The sequence below is a fragment of the Hungatella hathewayi WAL-18680 genome (genome assembly GCF_000235505.1).
Taxonomy (GTDB): Bacteria; Bacillota; Clostridia; order Lachnospirales; family Lachnospiraceae; genus Hungatella_A; species Hungatella_A hathewayi_A.
Map to the genome: position 1 here is coordinate 2,682,093 of NZ_JH379027.1, position 17,255 is coordinate 2,699,347.

The window sequence follows — 17,255 nt, forward strand, 5'->3', positions numbered from 1 at the left end:
TATTGTTATGGAATTTGAGAAATTACAGGGAATTATTGCTGAGGTATTGAACATTGAGACGGATGAGATTACATTGGGTACCACGTTCGTAGATGATTTGGGAGCAGATTCTCTGGACATATTCCAGATTATCATGGCGATTGAGGAGGAATTCGACATTGAGATTCCGACCGAGGAAGCTGAGAAAATCGTATCCGTGGGAGACGCCGTAGAACAGATTAAAAACGCGCTTAACTAAGCAGCTCTTATTTGAAAAGCCCTGGTATCTGGGGCTTTTTCATATAAATAGAGTTAATAGTAAAAATAGTATGAATCGTTAAATGGAAAGGGGGAATGAAATCCCATGAACCGTAAATTAGAAGAACTGGAGCAGGCCATCGGCTACTCGTTTCAGGACAAGCAGATGCTGACCCACGCCATGACCCACAGCTCCTACGCCAATGAGCACCGGATGGACAAGCTGATGTGCAATGAGCGCCTGGAATTTCTGGGGGACGCGGTGTTGGAGATTGTGTCCAGCGATTTTTTGTATCACAAATATGGACAGTCACCGGAGGGGGAACTGACCAAGGTGCGGGCAAGCATTGTGTGCGAGCCGACACTGGCTTTCTGCGCCGGGGAGATTCATCTGGGAGAATATCTGCTTCTGGGCAAGGGGGAGGACGCCACCGGAGGACGGGGCCGCAATTCCATCGTGTCGGACGCCATGGAGGCATTGATTGGCGCCATCTATCTGGATGGTGGTTTTGCTAATGCAAAAGAGTTCATTCACCGGTTTATCCTGAATGACATCGAACACAAGCAGCTCTTTTTTGATAGCAAGACTATCTTGCAGGAAATGGTCCAGAGTATGGGGGAAGCGTCCTTAAGCTATGAACTCATCAAGGAGGACGGGCCGGACCACAACAAGACCTTTGAGGTCTGCGCCGTCGTTGGGAAGGATGAGATTGGAAGAGGCGCCGGCCGCACGAAGAAGGCGGCGGAGCAGGTGGCGGCCTATCACGGCATCCTGACGCTGAAACGGACCACTGGCGGGTCACATCAGGGAAATACGGAAGAGAAGACGGGTGGAGTATGTATTTAAAAAGCATTGAGATACAGGGCTTTAAGTCATTTGCAAATAAAATATTGTTTGAATTCCACAACGGAATCACCGGCATCGTAGGGCCCAACGGCAGTGGCAAGAGCAACGTGGCAGACGCGGTCCGCTGGGTGCTTGGCGAGCAGCGGATTAAGCAGCTGCGCGGGGCCAGCATGCAGGATGTCATTTTTCTCCGGCACGGAGACCAGAAAGCCCCAGGGCTTCGCCTACGTGGCCATCACCCTGGACAACTCCGACCACCAGCTTTCCATCGACTACGACGAGGTGACGGTGTCCCGCCGCATCTACCGCTCCGGCGAGAGCGAGTACATGATTAACGGAAGCGCCTGCCGGCTGAAGGATATCAACGAGCTGTTCTACGATACGGGTATCGGAAAAGAGGGATACTCCATCATCGGACAGGGCCAGATTGACAAGATTCTGAGTGGAAAGCCGGAGGAGCGGCGGGAGCTGTTCGACGAGGCCGCTGGTATTGTGAAGTTCAAGCGGCGCAAGAACATCGCCCAGAAGAAGCTGGAGGACGAGAAACAGAACCTGGTCCGTGTCAGCGATATCTTATCGGAGCTGGAAAAACAGGTAGGCCCCCTTGCCAGACAGTCGGAGGCGGCCAGAGAGTACCTGCGTCTGAAGGAGGAATTGAAGGCCTATGAGGTCAACCTCTTCCTGCTGGAGAGCGAGGGCATCAAGTCCCAGCTAAAAGAGGTGTCGGGAAAAGAGGAGATTGTGTCCGGGGATTTGGAGGACGCGAAGGCGGCTTCCGACAAGATTAAGGCGGACTACGACTCGTTGGATGAGGTGCTGTCGGCTCTGGACAGCCAGATCGGCGAGGACGGCGGCCGGGTAAACCAGGCGAATATGCTGAAGGGGAACTTGGAAGGCCAGATCAACGTCCTGCGGGAGCAGATTAACACCGAGAAGATGAACGCTGAGCATATCAATGCCAGGATTCAGTCCATCAAAGAGCAGATCGAGGAGAAGAAGGCCCAGATTCTCAAATACGAGACTGACAACTCGGAGATTGCCGATTTGGCCAAGGGGAGCGCGAAGCACCAGGAGGAGGCGGAGCAGGCCCTTAGAGAAAAAGAAGAGTACATCATGCTCTTAGATGAGAAGATGGAGACGGCCAAGGGCAGCATTATCAATACCCTCAACGAGAAGGCCTCCCTGACTGCCAGACAGCAGCGCTACGAGACCATGCTGGAGCAGGTCCAGGTGAGACGTTCCGAAGTCTGCCAGAAGCTGTTGAAATCAAAGAGCGACGAGTCGGTGCAGGAAGAGCAGTTGAAGGTGGAGCAGGCCCGGCTGGCAGAGGTAGACGAGCGGTTAAACAGCCTGCAGCTGTCCCAGGGGGAAGGCGAGCAAAGGTGCGGGGAGCTGGACCAGGAGGTCCGCCGCCTCACCAGGAATCTAAACGAGAAGGAGCAGGAATACCGGACCGATTACACCAAGCTGGATTCCTTAAAGAATATTGCCGAGCGCTACGAGGGCTATGGCAACAGCATCCGCCGTGTCATGGAAGTGAAGGACCGGGTGCGGGGCATCCACGGCGTAGTAGCCGATTTGGTGACCACCCAGAAGGAGTATGAGACCGCCATTGAGACGGCGCTGGGCGGCAGTATCCAGAATATCGTCACGGATTCGGAGCAGACGGCCAAACAGCTGATTGAATATTTAAAGAAGAACAAGTACGGAAGAGCCACCTTCCTTCCGCTGACCAGTATGGGGCAGAAGGGGGGCTTCACCCAGGAGAAGGCGTTAAAAGAGCCGGGTGTCATCGGCCTTGCCAGCGATTTGGTGCAGGTGGACGACGCCTACCGGGGACTGGCCCGCTATCTCCTTGGCAGAGTAGTGGTGGTAGATAAGATTGACAATGCCATCGCCCTGGCAAGAAAGTTCCAGTATTCCCTGCGGATTGTCACATTGGAGGGCGAGCTGTTAAGCGCCGGAGGTTCCATGACCGGCGGCGCCTTCAAAAACAACAGTAACCTGCTGGGAAGAAAGCGGGAGATTGAGGAGCTGGAGGAGCGGTGTGAGAAGGCTCTGAAGGCGGCGGACAAGCTGAAAGCAGACTTGGAGCTGAATGAGAGCCTGCTGGCGGAGAAGCGGGAGGAACTGGAAGCCATCCGCACGGAGCAGCAGAAGGCTTATCTGGAGCAGAATACCATCCGGATGAACATTTCCCAGCTGGAAGATAAGATCACGGAGATATCCGAATCCGCGGAGGATTTGGTGCTGGAGAACCGGCAGCTGGAGGAGCAGATTCAGGAGATTGCCGGCAGCCGGGACGGACTGCTAAGCGATGTGGAAGGCCTGGAAGCGGCCAACGACAAGGTGAACCAGGATATCGAGGCCCTGGGCCGCCAGATGGAGACAGCCAGAACGGAGCGGGAGGAGATGGCCCACCAGTTGTCCGCCATCCAGATGGAGACGGCCAATTTACAGCAGAAGTACAGCTTTGTGCTGGAAAATGTGGCCCGCGTCAACGAGGAGATCAGGAAGCTGGAGGAGGAAGCCAGGGGACTGGCCGGAGGCACCAGTGATACCCAGACCATCATCGACGGAAAGAACCAGGAGATTGCCCGCCTGCGGGAACTGATTGACAACGCCATGCACGAGATGGAGGAGGCGAAAGCCCGACTTGAGGAGGCCACCGGCAGGAAGGAAGAGAAATCCAGAGAGCAGAAGGGCCTGTTTGAGAAGCGGGAGGAGCTGTCCAACCGGATGAACCAGCTGGACAAGGAGCTGTTCCGTCTCCAGAACCAGAAGGAGAAGCTGGAGGAGAAGCTGGAGACCCACATCAACTACATGTGGAGCGAGTACGAGCTGACATTCACCACGGCGGAGGCGCTGCGAAATCTGGAGCTGACCGTCCTTCCGGACATCAAGAAGAAGATAGACGGCTTAAAATCCGGCATCAAGGGTCTTGGCAATGTGAATGTCAACGCCATCGAGGACTACAAAGAGGTGTCCGAGCGCTACGAGTTTATGAAGACCCAGCACGACGATTTGATCCAGGCGGAGGAGACACTGTTAAAGATTATCGAGGAGCTGGATATCGGTATGCGCCGCCAGTTTGAGGAGAAGTTCCTGGAGATTAAGACGGAGTTTGACAAGGTATTTAGGGAGCTGTTCGGCGGCGGACACGGAACGCTGGAGCTGATGGAGGGCGAGGATATCCTGGAAGCGGGAATCCAGATTATCTCCCAGCCGCCGGGCAAGAAGCTGCAGAACATGATGCAGCTCTCCGGTGGGGAGAAGGCCCTGACGGCCATCGCGCTTTTATTTGCCATCCAGAACCTAAAGCCATCCCCCTTCTGTCTGTTGGACGAGATTGAGGCGGCGCTGGATGACTCCAACGTGGACCGGTTTGCAGGATATTTACATAAATTGACTAAAAATACACAGTTTATTATTATCACCCACCGGCGTGGCACCATGGTGGCGGCGGACCGCCTCTATGGTATCACCATGCAGGAGAAGGGTGTATCGACACTGGTGTCCGTGAACCTGATAGAGGATGCGCTGGACAAGTAAAGGAGGGCATTATGGAAGAGCAGAAAAAAGGCTTTTTTGGACGGCTGGTCCAGGGGCTGACGAAGACGAGAGACAACATTGTGTCCGGCATGGATTCCATCTTCAGCGGATTTTCCGCCATTGACGATGATTTCTATGAGGAGATAGAGGAAACCCTGATTATGGGGGATTTGGGCATCCAGACCACCATGTCCATCGTGGAGGACTTGCGAAAAAAGGTGAAGGAACAGCACATCAAGGAGCCGGCGGAATGCCGGAGCATCCTGATTGAGAGCATGAAAGCCCAGATGAACCTGGGGGAAAATGCTTACGAGTTCGAGAACCGGAAATCGGTGGTTTTAGTCATCGGCGTCAACGGAGTGGGGAAAACCACCTCCGTAGGCAAGCTGGCGGGACAGTTAAAGGACCAGGGAAAGAAAGTGATGCTGGCCGCAGCGGATACCTTCCGGGCCGCCGCCATCGAGCAGCTGACCGAGTGGGCCCACCGGGCCGGCGTGGAGATTATCGCCCAGCAGGAGGGCTCTGACCCGGCCGCCGTCATCTACGACGCCGTGGCCGCCGCCAAGTCAAGACACGCGGACGTGCTGATCTGCGACACGGCGGGGCGCCTTCACAACAAGAAGAACCTGATGGAAGAGTTAAAGAAAATCAACCGGATTATCGACAAGGAGTACCCGGATGCTTACCGGGAGACTTTGGTGGTGTTGGACGGCACCACCGGACAGAACGCCCTGTCCCAGGCAAGGCAGTTTATGGAGGTGGCCGAAGTGACCGGCATTATCCTGACCAAGCTGGACGGTACGGCCAAGGGCGGCATCGCCGTGGCGATTCAGTCGGAGCTTGGCATTCCGGTGAAATATGTGGGCATCGGGGAGCAGATCGACGACTTGCAGAAATTCAATGCGGATGAGTTTATCAACGCGCTGTTTGCGGTGAGAGAATCATAAAAATCATGTGCAGTTGAAAGAATATACAGATTTGAAACAGTTAACAAGCAGGAAAAGAGGCGGATGGTATGATGACATTGGAGAGTTTTGAGGAGGCTGCCGAGGCAGTCAGCAAAGTAACCCAGGAGACGAAGCTGTTATACAGCGAGTATTATTCTGGTCAGACCGGCAACAAGGTGTATTTCAAGCCTGAGAACATGCAGTACACCGGGGCATACAAGGTGAGGGGCGCCTATTACAAAATCAGCACCCTGACGGACGAGGAGAAGGCGAGGGGCCTGATTACGGCTTCCGCAGGCAACCATGCCCAGGGCGTGGCCTACGCGGCCAAGCTGGCAGGGATTAAGGCTACCATCGTGATGCCAACTACCACACCGCTCATCAAGGTAAACCGCACCAAGGGTTACGGTGCGGAGGTGGTTCTGGCAGGCGACGTGTTCGACGAGGCATGCGCGAAAGCCTATGAGCTGGCGGACGAGTTCGGCTACACCTTCGTCCATCCCTTCGATGACCTGGCGGTAGCAACCGGACAGGGCACCATCGCCATGGAGATTATCAAGGAACTGCCAACCGTGGACTATATTCTGGTTCCCGTGGGCGGCGGCGGACTCTGCGCCGGCGTCTCCACCCTGGCCAAGCTGCTGAATCCGAAGATTAAGGTGATTGGCGTGGAGCCGGCAGGCGCCAACTGCATGCAGGAATCCTTAAAGGCCGGCCATGTGGTAGGTCTTCCCGACGTGAACACCATCGCGGACGGCACGGCAGTCAAGTGCCCCGGCGAAAAGATTTTCCCTTATATTCAGGAAAATGTGGACGATATCATCACCATCGAGGACAGCGAATTGATTGTGGCCTTCTTAGACATGGTGGAGAACCACAAAATGATAGTGGAGAATTCCGGTCTTCTGACTGTGGCCGCCTTGAAGCACATGAATGTGGAGAAAAAGAAGATTGTCTCTGTCTTAAGCGGTGGCAACATGGACGTGATTACCATGGCTTCTATCGTTCAGCATGGTCTGATTCAGAGAGACAGAGTCTTCACCGTATCCGTGCTTCTGCCGGATAAGCCAGGCGAGCTTGCCAAAGTATCCACCCTTCTTGCCAAAGAGCAGGGCAATGTCATCAAGCTGGAACACAACCAGTTTATCAGCATTAATAGAAACGCGGCTGTGGAGCTTCGTATTACTATCGAGGCCTATGGGACGGAGCATAAGAATGCTATTGTTCAGGCGTTAAATGATGCGGGGTACCGCCCAAAATTGGTGAAGTCCAAGGGGACTTATACAGAGTAGGACGAAACAATCCAGAAGACAGCCGTCGTAACGTCCAAGAATACATAAGCCAGACACCACTGACTTTAGTTCTAAAGAACACAGCGCAGTGATGTCTGGCTTATTCCGCGAATCCAAAGCGGTTTAAGCTATAATCACAGGGGGATATGAAAAAAATGAACAAGAACCTTCTTCACTACACAGCCAAAACTCCAGTCGGAGCAAACCTGCAATACTTTTTAAAATGGACCGCCATCGCCTGCGTCATCGGCTCCGCAGCCGGGCTTGCCGGAGCTGTATTCGGCCAAGGCATCAGTCTGGCCTCCAACTTCTTTGACCGCCACAGCTGGTCCATCTTCCTCCTTCCCGTCTCCGGTCTTCTTATCGTATGGCTATACCGGACCTTCAACGAGGAAGGAAACAAAGGCACCAACATGGTCATTGAGGCCATCTCCTCCAACGAAAAAATCACGCCCACCACAGGACCGTTGATTTTCGTCAGCACCATCTTAACCCAGTTAGGCGGCGGCTCCGCCGGCCGGGAGGGAGCGGCCCTTCAGCTGGGCGGCAGCCTTGGAAGTCTCTTCGGCAGAGTCTTAAAGCTGGATGAAAAAGACAAAAAAATAGCTGTCATGTGCGGCATGAGCGCCTGCTTCGGGGCACTGTTTGGCACCCCGCTTGCGGCCGGAGTCTTCTCCATGGAGGTCATCAGCATCGGCATCATGTACTACGCGGCCCTGGTGCCATGCCTCTTCGCCTCCTTCATCGGTGCAGGCATCGCAGGCGTCATGGGCCTTACCCCGGAGCATTTCATCATCACGGAGATTCCGCCGGTAACCCTTGGCTCCATGGCCTTTATCGTACTTCTTGGTCTCATGTGCGCCATGGTCAGCATTCTGATGTGCATTATGCTGCACGGCTCGGAGCATTTATACCGGACCTATCTCCACAGTCCCTACACCAGAATCCTGGCAGGCAGCGCCATCCTGGTAGTGTTGACGCTGTTAATGGGAACCAGAGATTACAACGGTGGCGGAATCCCGCTGATCGAGCGGTGCATGGAAGGTGACGTGCGCTACGAAGCATTCCTGGTGAAAATGCTGTTCACCGCGGTGACTCTGGGCGCCGGCTTCAAAGGCGGCGAGATAGTGCCGACCCTATGCGTGGGCGCCGCCTTCGGCGCCGCGGTAGGATTACTCCTCGGCGTCTCCCCGTCGCTGTGTGCGGCCTGCGGGATGGCGGCATTGTTCGTTGGGGTGACCAACTGTCCTATCGCCAGCGCGCTGCTGGCCTTTGAGATGTTCGGATTTGAGGCCATGCCTTACTTCTCCATCATCATCGCGGTGAGTTTCACCCTGTCGGGATATTACGGTCTCTACCGGAGCCAGAAGTTTATCTACTCCAAGACAAAAACCGAGTTTATCAACCGGAAAGCCAACTAGCGGAATTACATAACCGATAACGATACATATCAAAATAGAAGGAGACTGCCAGATGAAAACTTTAATCAAGCATGCCACCGTATTGACGATGAATGACAGGATGGAGACCTACCCGGACGGCTACGTGCTGGTAGAGGACCAGATGATCCGGGAAGCTGGGGCCGGAGAGTGCCGGGAAAACTGTGACACGGTGATAGACGCCAAAGGCGGGATTGTGATGCCCGGCATGGTCAACACCCACTGCCACGTGTCCATGGTTCCCTTCCGCTCCATGGGGGACGACTGCCCGGACCGTCTGCGTCGTTTCCTGTTCCCGCTGGAGCTGGAGGCCATGACGCCGGAGCTTGTATACACCGGAGCCAGATACGGTATCTGTGAGATGCTTCTGTCCGGCGTGACCACGTTTGCGGACATGTACTATTTTGAAGATATGGTGGCGAAGGCCTGCGAGGAGCTGGGCATCCGGGGCTATCTGGGGGAGACAGTGATTGACCAGGAGACATGTGACAGCAAAACGCCCTATGGCGGCCTTGATTACGGGGAAACCTTTATCAAAAACTGGAAGGGCCATCGTCTGGTCACCCCCATGATTGCCCCCCACGGAACCAGCACCAACTCGCCGGAGATGTTACAGAAAGCCTGTGAACTGGCCGCCGCCCATGACGTGCCATGGACCATGCATGTCAGCGAGATGGATTATGAAATGGCCCATTTCCGGGAAACCTATCAGCAGACGCCGGTAGAATTCCTGCACAGCCAGGGGCTGTTAGACGAGCGCCTCATCGCCGCCCACTGCATCCATCTGACGGAGCGGGATATGGAGCTGATGGCGGAGTGTGGTGTGAAGGTATCCCACTGTATCGGCTCCAACACCAAGGCCGGAAAGGGCGTGGCGCCGGTGAAGGAACTGCTGGCTCATCGCATCCCCGTAGGCTTCGGCACCGACGGACCGTCTTCCGGCAATACCCTGGATTTGTTTACCCAGTTCCGCCTCTTTGCCTCCTTCCAGAAGACCTGGAACCGGGACAGAAGTCTGTTTCCGGCGGCGGAGATTGTCCGGATTGGGACGATGGGCGGTGCGGCGGTGCTGGGAGCGGAGAAGATGATTGGCTCCATCGAGGCCGGCAAGAGGGCGGATTTGGTGATGCTGGACCCGGATAAGGTGCAGATGTTCCCCTGTTACAATCCTTACTCCCTGCTGGTATATTCTGCCAACCCGTCGGTGGTGGATACCGTTTTCGTGGACGGCCGCATTCTGGTGTGCCACGGAGCGCTGACCTGTGTGGATTTGGGGCAGGTGAGAGCGGAATTGATGGAAAATATGCAGGATTTCTATAAAAAGGCCGACGCTTACAGGGATATGATTTAAACTGTGGAATTTGTCGAAAAAGTACCACGGTGGTTGACATTTCCGGCCGACAATGTTAAGGTATATTCATAAGTGAAATTCATACTGACATCTTTGTATATAAGCCGTACTAATTAATTAAAATTAGTGCGGTTTATAACTGAGTCGGGAAACGATCAGAAACCGGAGAGGGGTTTGAGAGTGAAAGAGAAGAAAACCAGAATCTATTGGCTGTTATTACTGCCTGGCATCTTATTTATTACCTTTTTTATGCTGATACCGCTGTTTTCTATTATCCTGAAAACATTTTTTAATGAGGGCGGCAGCTTTTCCCTGGAGGGATATTTCAAGCTGTTTCAGAGCACCTATTTTCAGCAGGTGTTTGTGCGCAGCATCAAGCTGAGTCTTATCAGCACGCTGGTGTGCGCGGTGCTTGGGTTCCCCACCTCCTATTACATTTCCAAATATGCGAAAAATAAAGGCATGCTGATGGCTCTGGCGGTGTTCCCCATGTTCACAAGCCCTGTCATCCGCTCCTTCAGCTGGATGGTTATCCTGGGCAAGAAGGGAATTGTCAACACCACCCTGGTGAATCTGGGGCTGATACCGAAGCCGGTGGGTCTGCTCTACAATGAGTTTTCCATGGTGGTGGGCTTTATCCAGCTGTTCCTGCCGCTGATGATCCTGTCACTGATTGGTGTGATGGACAACATTTCCGAGGATTTGAACGAGGCGGCCTGCAGTCTTGGGGCTACCAGGCTGGGAGCTTTCCGCCATATCGTCTTTCCACTCAGCATTCCGGGACTTGTGACCGGGAGCGTGCTGGTATTTACCGGATGTCTGACGGCCTACACCACGCCCCAGCTTCTGGGCGGAACCGACACCCGGGTGCTGGCGACCATGATATACCAGCAGGCCATGTCCTTGGGAGACTGGACCCAGGCTTCGGTGGTGGCGGTGGTGATGATTGTGGTCACCATAGTCGTATCCAGCGGTATCAACGCGGCCAGCCGGAAATTAAATCCAACCATTTAGAGAAGGAGAACTCCTATGTCATTATTAGAATTACAGAATATCACAGCGGGATATGATAACAATGTCATCCTGAAGGATTTGAATTTTCAGGTGGAGAAAGGGGAACTGGTGTCCCTGCTGGGCTCCAGCGGCTGCGGCAAGACCACGACCCTGCGGCTGATTGCGGGATTTTCCAACCCTATGTCCGGAACCTTCATGTTCGACGGCAAGGACTACACCCACGTGCCGCTGCACAAGAGAAACTTCGGCTTTGTGTTCCAGAGCTACGCCCTGTTTCCCCATATGACCATTTTCGACAACGTGGCCTTTGGCTTAAAGATGCGGAAAATGTCGCCGGAGCAGATGAAAAAAGAAGTGATGGACATGCTGGAGACTGTGGACCTGGCAGGCTTTGAGAACCGTTTCCCCAAGGAAATGTCCGGCGGACAGAGACAGAGGGTGGCCCTTGCAAGGGCGCTGGTGATCAAACCGGATTTGCTGCTGCTGGACGAGCCATTAAGCAACCTGGACGCCAAGCTGCGGGTGAAGATGCGGGTGGAGATTCGAAGACTCCAGCAGAAGTTTGGTTTCACGGCCATATATGTGACCCACGACCAGGAGGAGTGCTTTGCCATCTCCGACAAGGTGGCGATCATGAACAAGGGCGTCATCGAGCAGATGGACGCGCCGTCGGTCATCTACAACCATCCGAACACGGAATTTATCGCCCATTTTGTGGGATTTGAGAATTTTATCGATTTGACGAAGACGGAGGAGGCCGATGTCTACCGGGCGGCCAACGGTCAGAGCATCCGCGTGATGAACGGAAAGGCGGGAGAGCGTTTCAAGGCCTGCATCCGTCCGGAGGATATCCAGGTGGCGCCGGCAGGCACATCCATGGTGAACGGCATTCCGGGAGAGATTACGGTAAACACATTCCTTGGCAAGCGGAACCAGTACAATGTGAAAACAGACATTGGGGAGCTGGAGGTCAGCACGGACCAGGAGAATGTTTACAGGAGCGGGGACAAGGTGACACTGTCTCTGGCCCCAAATAAAATTATATTGCTTTAAGGGAGAAAAGGGAGAACAATTATGAAGAAAAACATGATGGCTGTCACAATGGCAGCAGTACTGGCAGCAGGAGCCTTGACCGGCTGTGGCGGCGGTTCCGGAACAGCGGACACGAAAGCGGCAGGAGCGGAGAGCACCGCGGCGGGAGCAGCGGAAACCAGCGCGCAGGCGGCGGGAGATTTGCCATTCGCAGGACAGAAACTGAGCATTTCCACATTTTCCTTCAATGCGGAGCTGTTACAGAAAAATGTATACGACCCCTTCATGGCGGCCACCGGCTGTGAACTGATTGTGGAGGGCGGAAAGAACGCGGAGCGTGTGACCAAGATTAAGGAGTCACCGGCCAACTACGATGTGGTGATTATCGGGGATGCCTTTATCGCGGACCTGATTGACGCCGGTCTGGTGGAGACCGTGGACAGCACGAAGCTGACCAACTTAGACGCCTTATATGATATTGCAAAAGCGCCGTTTGGCGAGGAGTACGGCCCGGCTTACACCTTCAACCGTCTGGGAATTGTCTATGACCAGGCCACCACGCCAGTGGAGGTGACCAAATGGGAAGAACTGTGGAATCCTGATTTTGAGGGCTCTATCGCCATCCCGGATATCACGGCGACCACCGGCCCGTTATTCTACTACTCCGTAGCGAAGATGATGGGACTGGAGCCAGGCAAGGACGACGACGCTATCTTTGCCAAGCTGGCAGAGTTAAAGCCCAACGTGGCCAAGACCTACACCAGCGCCAATGATACCATCACCATGTTAAACCAGGGTGAAATCTCCGCGGCGGTGCTGCTGGATTACTCCTACACGGCTGCCAAAGAGGCTTCCGAGGATTATATCTGGGTGGACCCGGCCGAGGGAAGCTACAGCGGCTACAACACCATCAACATCGTGAAGGGCAGTGAGAATAAAGAACTGGCCGAGGCGTTTATTGATTTCTATATTTCCAAAGAGGTTCAGCTGGCCGAGGCGCTGGACGGCGTGGACTCCCCGGTGAGAAAAGACGTGGAGCTGACCGAAGAGCAGTCCGCCAACTTTACCTACGGCGCGGACATGATTGACAATCTGTTACTGCCCGACTGGTCCGTGATTAACGCCAACAAGGCGGACTGGACCGAGCGCTGGAATGAGTTATTCTCAGTCAAATAAAAGAGGAGCGTAAAACCTGATGAAGAAAAGTAAATCACTCTTGATAATAACCATACTTGTCTATGTATTTCTGGTGGGACCTTTGCTGGTGATTGTGGCGGCTTCCTTTAGCGACACCACTTATTTAAAGTTTCCGGGAGAGGGATTTACGCTGCGCTGGTACGAGCAGATTCTGAAGGTGAAATCCTTTGGGGCGGCGGCGAAATACAGTATCATCGTGGCTCTGGCCGCCACTCTGATTGCGCTGCTTTTAGGACTGCCGGCGGCTTACGCGCTGAACCGGTACCGGTTTAAGGGAAAAGAGGCGATAAAGGGACTGTTCCTGTCGCCGGTATTGATTCCTGTTATCGTGCTGGGCTTTGTCATGCTTCGTTATGTGGTAAACCGGTATCACCTGCCGGCGCTGCCCAGTCTGCTGATTGGACATACGATTCTATCCATCCCCTATGTGATGCGGGTGGTGACCTCCAGCCTGGCAAACTTTGATTTTGCCACGGAGGAGGCGGCCCGGATTCTGGGGGCGGGGCAGGTGTATACCTTCTTTCACATTGTACTGCCGAATATCAAGTCGGGTATTGCCTCGGCCTGTATTATGGCGATTATCAACTCCTTCAATAACGTGTCCCTGTCAGCCTTCCTGACAAGCGCCGGGGTGACCATGCTGCCAATCGAGATGATGGCCTACGTGGAATATCACTTCGACCCCACTATCGCGGCCCTGGCCAGCCTTTTGATGGCGATTACGCTGGGCGTGATGCTGGTGATTGAGAAGACCTTGGGACTGAAGAGTGTTGTGTAGTGGGGAAATCAATGAGTATTATTGGATAAAAAGAGAAAAGGAAAGCCGCTGTGGCATATCAAAATGCTTACGGCGGCTTTTAGCGTTACGGTAATTCGATTCCAGGCAGGTCCAGTTCCCGGAATAATTCCTCCGGAAGGGAAGCTCCCTTTACGCCCACCACCGCGGCGGAGACCCGGTTGGCAGTCTCGATGGCCTGGCGCAGCGGGATGTCGGCGGTCAGACAGGAGAGAATGGCGCCGATGTGGGAGTCGCCGGCTCCGATGGTGTCCACGACCTGGGCCGGGACGCCGGGAATGGTGTAGGAGTCCCCATTCTGCTCCAGGCAGTAGGTGCCATGTTCCCCAAGGGTGATGATGACGGTGTTGTGGGTGGCGTCCTGCAGCTTCCTGGCGGCAGCCGGGATATCCCCGGTTCCGGTTAATGCCTCCGCCTCCAGCTCGTTGATGTGGAGCATGGGGGAGAGGGCGAAGATGCGCTCCAGCCTGCCAGCCTGAATCCGGACTCCTCTGGGACCGGGGGCAAAGCAGACGGAAAGTTCTGGGTGTTCCTCCAAGTATTCCACCAGATTTCCGCCGGTTGGCTCCTCCACCTCCAGGCCGCAGATGTAGGCCATGGAATAATCGGTAGCCGGATAATCCTTCATCCAATCCTTCTGAAAGGTGTACTCCACCCCGTGATAGGAGAGAAAGGTGCGCTCCCCGGAGGCTTCCACCAGACAGTAGCAGCAGCCGTTTTCCTGCTCCGGCAGATAGATGGGGACATCCCGTCCCTGCTTTTTTAATTCTTTCAACACGTAGTCGCCGTAGGTGCCGCCGCCCACCGGGGAGATGAAGGTGTGTGGCGCGCGAAAGAGGTTCATCACGTAGGCAACATTATAGGCACAGCCGCCAAGCGCCATGGACTGGGCGGTGGGGCGGAGATTTTCCTGGGTTTTCGGCAGGTGGTCGATATTGATGATAATGTCGACACAGGTGGAGCCGATGACAAGCACTGGTTTCATAATTTCCTCCTGATGTAATTTGCTATCATCCAGTATACGATAGAAACCTGTTTTCATCAATTGTTTTTGACGTTTATTTATGTTAGAATCTATGTAGTTTTCAGGAAGTAATCACAGATAAAGGAGAGAGAGAACTATGGATGCGGAGATTATCACATTATCGAAGGCGCTGGCCGGTAAGAGCGTGGCGAGGCGGAGAGATTTTCATAAACACCCGGAGATGGCCTGGTTTGAGATGCGGACATCGGCGATTATCGCGAAGACGCTGACGGAACTTGGATACGAGGTGCTGACCGGGAAAGCGGTCTGTGCGGAGCAGGCAAGAATCGGCGTCCCCTCGAAGGAGGCGCTGGAGGAGCACGCCGCGCTGGCGATGGAACAGGGGGCTCCGGCAGAGTATCTGACGGAGGAGATGAAGGAAGGATATACCGGCGTGATTGGGATCCTGCGCTGCGGGGAAGGACCTGTGGTGGCGCTCCGGTTTGACATTGACGCCCTGGGGCTTCATGAGAACGGGACGGACAGCCACCGGCCCCACAGGGAAGGGTTTGCCTCCGTCAACGAGGGCGTCATGCACGCCTGCGGCCACGATGGCCATGCCGCTATCGGCCTGGGAGTGGCGGAGGTTCTGATGCAGTTAAAGGACCGGCTTCACGGCACGGTAAAGCTGTTGTTCCAGCCGGGCGAGGAGGGCACCAAGGGGGCCAGAGCCATGGTGGCGAACGGTCACCTGGACGACGTGGACTTCTTCGCAGGCACCCACATTGCACCGGATGACGGGCCGGACGACGGGGATGTGACACCTGGCACCTACGGCTCCCTGGCTACCACCAAATACGACGTCTACTATCACGGACAGGCGTCCCACGCCGGCGGTTTTCCGGAGAAGGGCGCCAGCGCCATCGTGGCGGCGGCCAACGCGGTGGTGAATCTGACGGCGATTCCAAGGCACAGCGGCGGTATCAGCCGGATCAATATCGGCACCATCGAGGGCGGAACCGGGCGGAACGTGGTGCCGGACGAGGCGAAACTCCAGATTGAGGTGAGAGGGGAGACCACGGAGATTAACCGGTATATGGAGGACTGTGCCAGACGAATCTGTGAAGGGGCGGCGGTCATGTGCGGCTGCACCTGCGATATGGTGGTGATGGGCACCGCCGAGTCCCAGCAGAGCGATGAGGACTTCCTGACGGAAATCGGACAGCTGATCAGGGAGGAACTTCCCCATCTTCGGGTCAGCAGCTGTGAAAATGCCATGAACTGGGGAAGCGAGGATATCTCCCTGATGATGAACCGGGTGCAGGAGCACGGCGGCAAAGCGACCTATATGCGCTCCATGACGCCTATGGCATCGGCGCAGCACACCACCGGCTTTGATTTTGACGAGAAGGTGCTGACAGAAGGGATACAGACCTTTGCCGCCATTGTCTGCCATTTTATGAAATAGAAGCATGTTATAAAATCACACAAAGGGGCGCCCGGCCAATGTTCTGGCCAGGCGCCCCTTGTCTGCTCTGCATATCCATTAATTTTCTTCGGATTTTTTGTCTTCCGCTTTTTTCTCCGTCTCCGGCTTTACCTCAATGTAAGGCGGAGACGGGATGATGGCATCGTTATCCAAGTCCAAATCCTCTTTCTTGGATTTAATCATCCGGATGCCCAGCACGATAATCAGGAGGGCGATGACGCCCTGGGGAATGGTATTGCTGGCCCGGAAGATAAAGTTTCTTAAGGTATCCGGTACATGGAGCATCCACATCATTTCCCTGGTGAAATCGGTGAGAATATTCCACAGGATGCTGACGCCAAAGAGAATCAGGATTCCGGCAACCAGCTTTCTGTACTTGCGAAGCCAGTCGTTGAAAACAAAGGTGTTTGGATCAAACGGGACAATCCAGTAGTCTTCCTGGGCATAGAATTCTTCGTCCGGCAGGCCATTTAGGTTATGCACGTGAAAGAAGCTGTAAAACCAGATGACCGGCAGAAGGAACATGAAGACGGGGGAGTTTAACACCCCGCTCAGCGCGGATACAATGCCGAAGATACACATCAGGCTGATACCCATTTTATAAAATCCAAGATACATCTCCCCGGCGCCTGGAATCAGGGAAAAGCAGAATGTAAAAAATTTATTTTTCTTATTTGTCATCAGATGATACCTCCGTTTTGTGATTAGTGAATTGATTGGTAATGCCGTTTATGATATCCGTAATATCCAGCGCCTGCTCGTAGAGGCGGGAAAACGGTTTTGCTTCCCGGTAGTGTGTTCCGCTTCCATGAGCGATTCCGGTGGAAAAGGAAGGACCGGCCAGGGATGGCGCCATAATGAGAAACACAAGGGCGAACACCGTTGCAAATCCCACCTTCAGGGCGTAATAGAACAGTTCCAGTTTTTTGGTACGCCTGGTTGCTCTTTGCCACAATCTGTATATCCAGCTGGCGGCTCTTCTTTAAAATTAGTCTTCTTTTAAATATCTGGGCGCGCTTATAAGCTCCTGCTCCTCAATATAGTCCGCAAACTGCTCCATGCAGTAATCGCAGGATGCCAGATGCTCCAAATCGCTGA

General features: G+C 54.3%; 14 protein-coding genes and 1 pseudogene. 12 read left to right on the plus strand and 3 right to left on the minus strand.

Features of this window, described 5'->3' with window-relative positions:
* Positions 1-7: 7 nt before the first annotated feature.
* The 11 genes and pseudogenes from acpP to HMPREF9473_RS12085 all read left to right on the plus strand — a co-directional run bounded on the left by acpP (position 8) and on the right by HMPREF9473_RS12085 (position 13,686).
* Positions 8-238 (plus strand): acyl carrier protein, encoded by a 231-nt coding sequence (acpP, locus tag HMPREF9473_RS12035; RefSeq protein WP_006780384.1) that lies wholly within the window; start codon positions 8-10, stop codon positions 236-238.
* A gap of 105 nt (positions 239-343) precedes the next feature.
* On the plus strand, positions 344-1,084 hold the full coding sequence (gene rnc, locus HMPREF9473_RS12040) for a ribonuclease III (RefSeq protein WP_006780385.1): 741 nt from the start codon (positions 344-346) through the stop codon (positions 1,082-1,084).
* Positions 1,075-4,636, plus strand: a pseudogene (gene smc, locus HMPREF9473_RS12045) (chromosome segregation protein SMC). Before rnc ends, smc begins: the two are co-directional and overlap by 10 nt.
* Positions 4,637-4,647: 11 nt before the next feature.
* Positions 4,648-5,583: a signal recognition particle-docking protein FtsY gene (gene ftsY / locus HMPREF9473_RS12050; RefSeq protein WP_006780387.1), complete on the plus strand. Its 936-nt coding sequence runs from the start codon at positions 4,648-4,650 to the stop codon at positions 5,581-5,583.
* Positions 5,584-5,651: 68 nt separating this feature from the next.
* Entirely contained in the window at positions 5,652-6,875 is a 1,224-nt protein-coding gene (gene ilvA, locus HMPREF9473_RS12055) for a threonine ammonia-lyase (protein ID WP_006780388.1), read from the plus strand.
* A 155-nt stretch (positions 6,876-7,030) separates the two neighbouring features.
* Positions 7,031-8,296 carry a chloride channel protein gene (locus HMPREF9473_RS12060; RefSeq protein WP_006780389.1) on the plus strand — a complete coding sequence of 422 codons (1,266 nt, stop codon included), beginning with the start codon at positions 7,031-7,033 and terminating at the stop codon, positions 8,294-8,296.
* A gap of 52 nt (positions 8,297-8,348) precedes the next feature.
* The gene (locus tag HMPREF9473_RS12065) at positions 8,349-9,665 is read left to right on the plus strand and encodes an amidohydrolase (protein ID WP_006780390.1); all 1,317 of its coding nucleotides are present in this window, start codon (positions 8,349-8,351) and stop codon (positions 9,663-9,665) included.
* A gap of 180 nt (positions 9,666-9,845) precedes the next feature.
* Complete coding sequence (locus HMPREF9473_RS12070) at positions 9,846-10,679, plus strand: ABC transporter permease (protein ID WP_034858344.1); 834 nt, start codon at positions 9,846-9,848, stop codon at positions 10,677-10,679.
* 15 nt (positions 10,680-10,694) lie between these two features.
* The gene (locus HMPREF9473_RS12075) at positions 10,695-11,732 is read left to right on the plus strand and encodes an ABC transporter ATP-binding protein (RefSeq protein WP_006780392.1); all 1,038 of its coding nucleotides are present in this window, start codon (positions 10,695-10,697) and stop codon (positions 11,730-11,732) included.
* Between the two features lie 21 nt (positions 11,733-11,753).
* Positions 11,754-12,887, plus strand: coding sequence for an ABC transporter substrate-binding protein (locus HMPREF9473_RS12080; protein WP_006780393.1), 1,134 nt, complete (start codon positions 11,754-11,756; stop codon positions 12,885-12,887).
* Positions 12,888-12,906: 19 nt separating this feature from the next.
* On the plus strand, positions 12,907-13,686 hold the full coding sequence (locus HMPREF9473_RS12085) for an ABC transporter permease (RefSeq protein ID WP_006780394.1): 780 nt from the start codon (positions 12,907-12,909) through the stop codon (positions 13,684-13,686).
* Positions 13,687-13,771: 85 nt separating this feature from the next.
* On the opposite strand, the gene HMPREF9473_RS12090 is transcribed toward HMPREF9473_RS12085, so the two are convergent.
* A complete protein-coding gene (locus HMPREF9473_RS12090) occupies positions 13,772-14,689 on the minus strand; it encodes a carbohydrate kinase family protein (protein WP_006780395.1) in 918 nt (305 codons plus the stop codon).
* Between the two features lie 136 nt (positions 14,690-14,825).
* On the opposite strand from HMPREF9473_RS12090, the gene HMPREF9473_RS12095 reads away from it, so the two are divergent.
* On the plus strand, positions 14,826-16,136 hold the full coding sequence (locus HMPREF9473_RS12095; protein WP_006780396.1) for an amidohydrolase: 1,311 nt from the start codon (positions 14,826-14,828) through the stop codon (positions 16,134-16,136).
* Between the two features lie 78 nt (positions 16,137-16,214).
* Here HMPREF9473_RS12095 and HMPREF9473_RS12100 read toward each other — a convergent pair whose 3' ends face one another.
* Together HMPREF9473_RS12100 and HMPREF9473_RS12105 are read right to left on the minus strand one after the other, a co-directional pair.
* Positions 16,215-16,838 carry a hypothetical protein gene (locus HMPREF9473_RS12100; RefSeq protein WP_006780397.1) on the minus strand — a complete coding sequence of 208 codons (624 nt, stop codon included), beginning with the start codon at positions 16,836-16,838 and terminating at the stop codon, positions 16,215-16,217.
* Positions 16,828-17,112 (minus strand): hypothetical protein, encoded by a 285-nt coding sequence (locus HMPREF9473_RS12105; RefSeq protein WP_006780398.1) that lies wholly within the window; start codon positions 17,110-17,112, stop codon positions 16,828-16,830. The genes HMPREF9473_RS12100 and HMPREF9473_RS12105 overlap by 11 nt, the downstream gene beginning before the upstream one ends.
* Positions 17,113-17,255: the final 143 nt, after the last annotated feature.

Excerpts from the sequence above, each read along its gene's own strand:
- ftsY (WP_006780387.1), top strand. The coding sequence starts at position 4,648 with ATGGAAGAGCAGAAAAAAGGCTTTTTTGGACGGCTGGTCCAGGGGCTG.
- rnc (WP_006780385.1), top strand. The coding sequence starts at position 344 with ATGAACCGTAAATTAGAAGAACTGGAGCAGGCCATCGGCTACTCGTTT.
- ilvA (WP_006780388.1), top strand. The coding sequence starts at position 5,652 with ATGATGACATTGGAGAGTTTTGAGGAGGCTGCCGAGGCAGTCAGCAAA.
- HMPREF9473_RS12060 (WP_006780389.1), top strand. The coding sequence starts at position 7,031 with ATGAACAAGAACCTTCTTCACTACACAGCCAAAACTCCAGTCGGAGCA.
- HMPREF9473_RS12090 (WP_006780395.1), bottom strand. The coding sequence starts at position 14,689 with ATGAAACCAGTGCTTGTCATCGGCTCCACCTGTGTCGACATTATCATC.
- HMPREF9473_RS12095 (WP_006780396.1), top strand. The coding sequence starts at position 14,826 with ATGGATGCGGAGATTATCACATTATCGAAGGCGCTGGCCGGTAAGAGC.
- HMPREF9473_RS12085 (WP_006780394.1), top strand. The coding sequence starts at position 12,907 with ATGAAGAAAAGTAAATCACTCTTGATAATAACCATACTTGTCTATGTA.
- HMPREF9473_RS12065 (WP_006780390.1), top strand. The coding sequence starts at position 8,349 with ATGAAAACTTTAATCAAGCATGCCACCGTATTGACGATGAATGACAGG.
- HMPREF9473_RS12075 (WP_006780392.1), top strand. The coding sequence starts at position 10,695 with ATGTCATTATTAGAATTACAGAATATCACAGCGGGATATGATAACAAT.
- HMPREF9473_RS12100 (WP_006780397.1), bottom strand. The coding sequence starts at position 16,838 with ATGACAAATAAGAAAAATAAATTTTTTACATTCTGCTTTTCCCTGATT.
- acpP (WP_006780384.1), top strand. The coding sequence starts at position 8 with ATGGAATTTGAGAAATTACAGGGAATTATTGCTGAGGTATTGAACATT.
- HMPREF9473_RS12080 (WP_006780393.1), top strand. The coding sequence starts at position 11,754 with ATGAAGAAAAACATGATGGCTGTCACAATGGCAGCAGTACTGGCAGCA.